Genomic DNA, 6,463 nt, shown 5'->3' on the forward strand with positions numbered 1-6,463 from the left:
CACTAAAGCCTGGTTTCTCTTTAAAGCAATCTTATAGAACTCTTCAAATTTTGATAGATTGGCCGTTATTTCGGGCGCCATAAATGTCGCCCCTACAGATGCTGCGTCATAATCCCCTTTGTCATTGCGAGCGACCGAAGGGAGCGTGGCAATCTCGTTGACAGAAAGAGATTGCTTCGTCGTTTCACTCCTCGCAATGACAATTGGAAGGCGGCCCCCTGCCTTATTGGCGGTAATGCATCTGGAGAACATCCCTGGAGTTATTTCGTTGCGGTGTTTGTGATAATAGGCGAGGTCTTCATTGGAAATCTTAAGACTCACCAAGTCCTGTAAGACACCAAGCATCCTGGAGAGTTTTACTAATTCCCTCTCCTCTTCTGTCTCACATAGACTCTCTTTAACTTCCTGCTCCAACTCGCTAATCTCTGAGAATAACCTGTTCTGGTCTATCCTGTCATAGAGTTTGTTGTACTTGATATATAAATTGAGGTTGGGATATTCGCTCTTTCCTTCCCTGGAAGTTACAAGCTCTGTCAGTATTCTGGGGTCTTGTGACCTTATTCCCTTACCCATCTTAGAAGATAGTGACTGGAGATAAGTATAGTATTCTGCTGATGTCACCTTACCTAATCTGTAGTCAAGGCTCATAACCAGAAGGTCGGATAGTTCATCGTTAGTCAATTTCTTGCTCAGCTCTTTTATGTATTCTGACCTCTCGGAATCTACCTTAGAGAAGTCGATGTTTTTCTCAATTTTGGAGGCCTGGACAAAAAGTTCGAAATTGGGATATTTTGCCGTTGGGCGGGCACGGAGTCCCGCCCCTACATTTCCATGCGAAAGGGTATAGAGGTGTTGGGAGTATTGAGTGAGGGAGATTCTCTTTTTCTGGTAGGATTCTATCTTTGATTCTAAATCTTTTAATCTCTTGTTATACAGGCGGGCTTTAAGTGGGTTAATCTCTTCCTGAACTTTCCGGAGATAATTCCTCAACTTCTCTCCTGAATATATACCTTCGTCAAAGGCTTTCAGGTTCTTCTCATATACCCGTTTGTCCTCCACTCCATAAATGTTTACAGCCTGTACCTTCTCATTTCCAGTTATGGCAAAATATTCCTCTCCGGTAATTTTCCCTTCCTTAAGAAACTCGCTGGCTACCTCATCCTTTATCTTCTTTTCAGGGAAACTGGAGAGAAGTGTGGTATCCACAAGACCGGTGGAACCTTCAACACATATCAGAAGAGGCTGATTAGACTCATTAGCTACACCCTTCTGGAGATATTTGAGGATATTGGCGCTGTTTAATTGGGCTTCAGGACTGGAATGGGCATCCTGGATATGGATAACCAGTCTATTCTCCATCCCTTGTGGCTTGTTGCTGGACCCTTGCGTATGGACTTCTTTTACTGTGCCGTACTGGGAAGGAACGGTGAATAGATTTTGAGGTGTGATAAGTGAGGATACTTCTCCTGCTACGTCTTTCTCTTCAAGCTTCTTTCCTAAATCTTTTCGTTTATCTGATGGGTGAGGTTTTTCCTGGGTAGCAAGTAGCTTCTGCCTGGCTTTACGCCTCTCTGCCCAGAAACTTCTATCCGGCACAGAGGCTCCCACTACCTGGGTGAAGAAGAATACACTACTTACAACCAGCGCCAGGATTCTAAGCCATATTTTATTTGCCTTGCTACACCACCAAGCTACCATCTTCTCTCCCGGTCACGAATTGTCTTGTTTCTTTCCTGTAGGGGACGGATTCTATGCCGTCCCTAATGGGTGGCCACGGAGTGCCACCCCTACATTGATGCTATAAATAAAAAAGGCCGGACTACATATAACGGTATTTCTACTCGTTATCGGCAGCCCGGCCGGTTCTGCTGTAATGTTCTCAATCTAAGTAACCCCGTGGCTTTGCGCCCCCTGATTGCTCAGGGTTTGCCTTTTCGGGATATTAAACTGTCTCCAAAGAACGCTGTTTCTCTTTAAAAATCTTTTGGTGATAATAGTATATAACACGCGTATTACGAATGTGTAAAAGAATTGTAAAATTTTTGTAAAATTTTGGATTGGTGTTTATTGACTGCGGGGTTTTGAGGTGAGCCAGATTATGGCTGGGCCTAAAACGAAGGAGGCTATAAATGGGGATAAGAATATTGCTACAATAGGGCGAAAAAGCCCCAGGGTTGCGGCAAATACCAGCAAAATTCCCAGTACAGTGGAAGGTAATAATTTTTTATATGTTTGATATAAGGAGACGTTGGCTGTCTCTATTTCTCCCATTGCGCCTGTCTTCCATACAAACGGCCTGCCGCGAATTTGACTGATGAGATTCTTGATTAATGCCCAGGGCTTATAGACCAGATCGAGTAGATGTATGAGAAAAGAGACTACTGTGGCGAAAATTCCTTCTCTCAGAATAGCAAAGATGCTCTTTTCAGGTTGTGGAATTTCCAGTTCGTAAGTTTTGCGCTTAAGTCTGTTTACTATGGGAGCAATGAATTTGGGAATTAAGATGCTAAGAACCAGAATCCCCCCAATTAAAGAGAAGAATAGTCTGGGTCTGGTCATACTTGCCAAACCAGGAACCATCCAGGATACGGAAGTGCCTATTAGCCAGAGAGAAAAAGTAAGGTTACCTATCAGCAATCTCACCAGGGCATAAAGATGAGACTTCCTTCCCGGCTCGAACTTCTTAAACATAAATTGACCAACTGTTTCCATGTCACCCCATCCCCACTGAGCACTTCTCGTCAATTCCGATAATTTATTGGAAAATGTCTTCTCATAGATATATACGTCTTCTACAAGTGCTGTCCAGGCTCTGAGGGATTCCTGGAAATCGTGGCTTGCTGCTTTGCCGGGATGTATAGCTTCTCTCTTTATGAAGTCTCTGACATAGCCTTCTATTTGCATTGCGCCCTTGCCATAAAATGGGGAGAAATGGTACATTCTCCATCTGGCTACGGGGTCAAACTTAATCATCTCCCGGGCCAGCACGTTCAATTTAATGTAACTGTCCTCATCGGGATTGGAAATCTCTATGGCGGGTTGATATATGACAATCTCTCTATTTTCCGGATGGAGAACCTTAGCGGCAATCTTCCTTATTGAACCCCTCGGCCAGACATTGTCTGCATCGCAGACTATCGATATTTCTGGCCTTTCACCATCTCTAATCGTCACTTCTCTGCCATTTATGATGTCCTCTTTTGAACTCTCTATGCCCAGAGCATTAATATCGCCAATGATTTCGTCAAAAATAGGTTCTTGAGGATTTCTCGTGCCTTTGGTCCACTTTTCCCATTGCTTGCCAACATAATTCTTGGGCTTTGTCCATCCTTCGTAGAGCAACATAATAGCATCCTGATAGATGCCAAGTTTCTTGAAGAAGTCACTCCTGGGATTGCGGTGGAAGTAAAAAACCATATCCTCGCCGAATTGAGTCTCTAAGTCTTTGATCATCTCTCTTGTTCTCTGTTTGACCGCCTCATCCCTTGTATTATCTATGACAATAAATTTTATGTTCCGATTCTTCTCCTGATTATTTTGAATATCCTGTTTCATACTTTCTATAAGGGTTTCCATCTCCTCCACACTCTTGGCAAAAACAGGGCGGAAAAAGAGTATCTTTACATTATCTGGTATTCCATTTTTAAGGATGTCTTCTCTTTCTTTTAACAGAAGGGGTTTGGTAGAAAGGTAGATAAAAAAGTTAACCATAACGCTGGCCACACTGAAAACAATGTAGGCAAAAAGGGAAGCCATGAGAATGGCAAAGAAAAGATTCCAGTAGAAACAGAGAAAATAGAGGTAGGTCGCAAATATAACCAGCACCAATTTTGAAAGGTTATAGAGTGCCAGCTTATATAGAGGAATGAAAGAGAAGTTTGAAATCATTATTTCTATATTTCATATTATATTTTTTCTGCCCCAGGTTGTCAACAAACAAATCATTTGTTTACAGATCAAGCTTATAAAGGATTATGTTATACTTGAAACAACCCAGTCATAGAATCTCTCCGTAAGCTTTAGTATTTCCAGAGCCTCTTTCTGAGTAAAATCTCTATTTTCATATTCAATTATGCTCTTTTTGACTAAAATCTTTCTTAGGGTTTCACATTTAGGTTTGCCATCAGGCAATTTTATGGAAGTCGATAGCAAATCAATTACTGCTAAGTGATCATCACTGGTAGAACGGATACCTCCATAGAACACAAGCATTGCATCAGAGGAAGAAATTGCACAGTGCACAGCATTTAAACCCACAGCATTCCACTTTTTCCTGTTTTTAGCCTGGAGCATTATATCATAAAATTCACTCGCCTTTTTGAGGTAGGTTCTATATGCACTTCTTTTTATAGTTTTTGTCTTTATCTTCTTAGCTACCATTTACAATAACTCCTTTAAGGGTTTACCAAAGAGTAATCTATGAGATTTTAGGATATTCTTTACCAAAGCAAGGCCTCTTTTATATTTTAACTTGAATTCCTCGACAGTTTGAATGTAACTGGAGATTGTATTACCAAATTTGCCTATAATCTTCTCGTTTACCTTTCCAAAATCTTCTTCAACTTTTCTTCTGTCTTTTGGGTTCTTTACTAACACTAAGAGGTCTATGTCGCTGGTAGGTCGTTCCTTTCCCTTCTTCATACTTCCAATGACTGCTATAGAGGCTATATCCGTTATCACAAGAGAGGCGATATTTCTTACTATCGCGCTATATACATCATCAGGGATTTTGCTTTCCCTTTGAAATAGGGGTTTAAGGAGGTCTGAGATAATAAGGTTTTCTTTATTTAAGCGGTAAAGATAGCTCCTCCCTATGCTTCTAAGTAAAAGCGCCTTCTCGTTGTTGAGCTCTCGAAGAGCCTTATGGCAGGCTGCAGGGCTCACCTTTATCTCTTGAGCAATCTGACGCCCGCTCCACTCCGCCTCCGTCTTGCAGAGAAAACGTAAAATTTTAATCTTTAGTTCATTATTTAAAATCTTATCTAATGGGTCGTGCACTCTCATAAAATCACCTCTTTTCTATGTTTGCTAATATAAACATATGTTTACGAATCTAAACATAGTATACTATCCTTATAGGTTGATGTCAAGGGTAAAAAAAATTATTTAATGACAGCCATCTTCTTTTTGTCCGCAGCCAGACCGTTCTCTCTTAGAAGGATTATATATATTCCCGAACCTACCCGCCTCTCCCCCTTATTCTTTCCTTCCCAGCTAGTTTGATGCTCTCCCTCCGATTTATAGCCTTCGTTCCACTCTTCTACCAGTTCACCAGCAATATTATAGATTTCAATTACTACATTTGCCTCTCTATTCAGATTGTAGGAAATTGTGGCAGTGCGGTCTTTTGCCGGATAGAATGGATTGGGATAGATTTTGTTCAATTTGCTATTCTTCCTGTCTGGAGAAGTAAAGAAGCTTGAGGAAAGAATCGACTTATTTCCTACATCATCTACTGCCCTGATGGCAAAATAGTATCTTTTCCCCGGATTTAGATTACTTATCGTGAAAGTCTCCTTTCCTCCTGCATCTCTGGGAGTCGGCTCACCTGTCACGTCATTGGCTCCGGACCAGGTGGCATAGTTATTTATTTCTTGTTCTGAATAACGGATTATATATTCACTTGCCTTACCTATGTTTTCGTCATCTCCCGGAGCGGTCCATTCCAATACTACCTCGCCGGTATTAGAACCTGCCTCTGCCTTAAGGTTGATCTTTTCTGGTCGAGAATTATCTCTTGTGTCGGAAAATCCCATCCTATCTAAAGCGTCAATAATATAAGGAACCTGCATAAAGATATCCCAGACCATTCCCGTTCTATAATTCTCAATGGCTAACATTATCGCGCCCTGACTTATTCCAATTACATCTTCCGCGCGCCAATCCGGGCTTCGGTCAAGATTGAATCCATCGCAAAATCCGTATTTGCCCCAGACGGTACTTTTGTAATTATCGTACATATACTTCAATGTTTCTATCGACTCCTCTGGCGTAAACATTATGGAGCCTGCCGATGCTGTAGGTTGCACCGTGCCATCATCATTAAGACCTCCTCCCGGCTCTGCTCCATAGGCAGTATATCCACTGGGGCCGTCCCCTGCAGTCAAACCCCAGCATTTAGAACTATAAGTAGTGTAATAATCGTCACCATCTTTCGTATCATCATGGTGGTTAATGCAGAACTGTCTATTTGCCAAAGTAGCCTTCCTTGAATTTTCGAAATAGTTGGTGCCTCCATACTCTTTTCGCCGGAAATCAACCCAGATGTGTGGATACTGGTGGACAAACAGGGGGTTATATGGTGAACAGTAGATTAAAGTATATCCTCCGTAACTATCACTCAACCTTTGCATATCCATCCAGCAATCTGTATTCTTGGAATGAGTGGGTGAACCTATTGCTAACACGTCAAGAAGAACTCCCTCGTTGAAACTGCTCCAGTAGGAAGGACCAAATAGAAACT

General features: G+C 41.7%; 5 protein-coding genes and 1 riboswitch. All 5 genes read right to left on the reverse strand.

Annotated elements, in window-relative coordinates; all coding sequences use genetic code 11:
• Positions 1 to 1,698 (reverse strand): hypothetical protein (locus VMW39_05260; GenBank protein HUW23419.1); only part of this gene is annotated, 1,698 nt, incomplete at its 3' end.
• A 148-nt stretch (positions 1,699 to 1,846) separates the two neighbouring features.
• A riboswitch (cyclic di-GMP riboswitch) is annotated at positions 1,847 to 1,941 on the reverse strand.
• A 123-nt stretch (positions 1,942 to 2,064) separates the two neighbouring features.
• On the reverse strand, positions 2,065 to 3,888 hold the full coding sequence (locus VMW39_05265; GenBank protein HUW23420.1) for a hypothetical protein: 1,824 nt from the start codon (positions 3,886 to 3,888) through the stop codon (positions 2,065 to 2,067).
• Between the two features lie 84 nt (positions 3,889 to 3,972).
• Positions 3,973 to 4,380 (reverse strand): HEPN domain-containing protein, encoded by a 408-nt coding sequence (locus VMW39_05270; GenBank protein HUW23421.1) that lies wholly within the window; start codon positions 4,378 to 4,380, stop codon positions 3,973 to 3,975.
• Positions 4,381 to 5,004, reverse strand: a complete 624-nt coding sequence (locus VMW39_05275) for a nucleotidyltransferase domain-containing protein (GenBank protein ID HUW23422.1) — start codon at positions 5,002 to 5,004, stop codon at positions 4,381 to 4,383.
• A gap of 98 nt (positions 5,005 to 5,102) precedes the next feature.
• Positions 5,103 to 6,463 (reverse strand): glucoamylase family protein (locus VMW39_05280; GenBank protein HUW23423.1); only part of this gene is annotated, 1,361 nt, incomplete at its 5' end.

Source organism: bacterium (assembly GCA_035530055.1).
In the GTDB taxonomy this organism is placed as follows: Bacteria; UBA6262; WVXT01; order WVXT01; family WVXT01; genus WVXT01.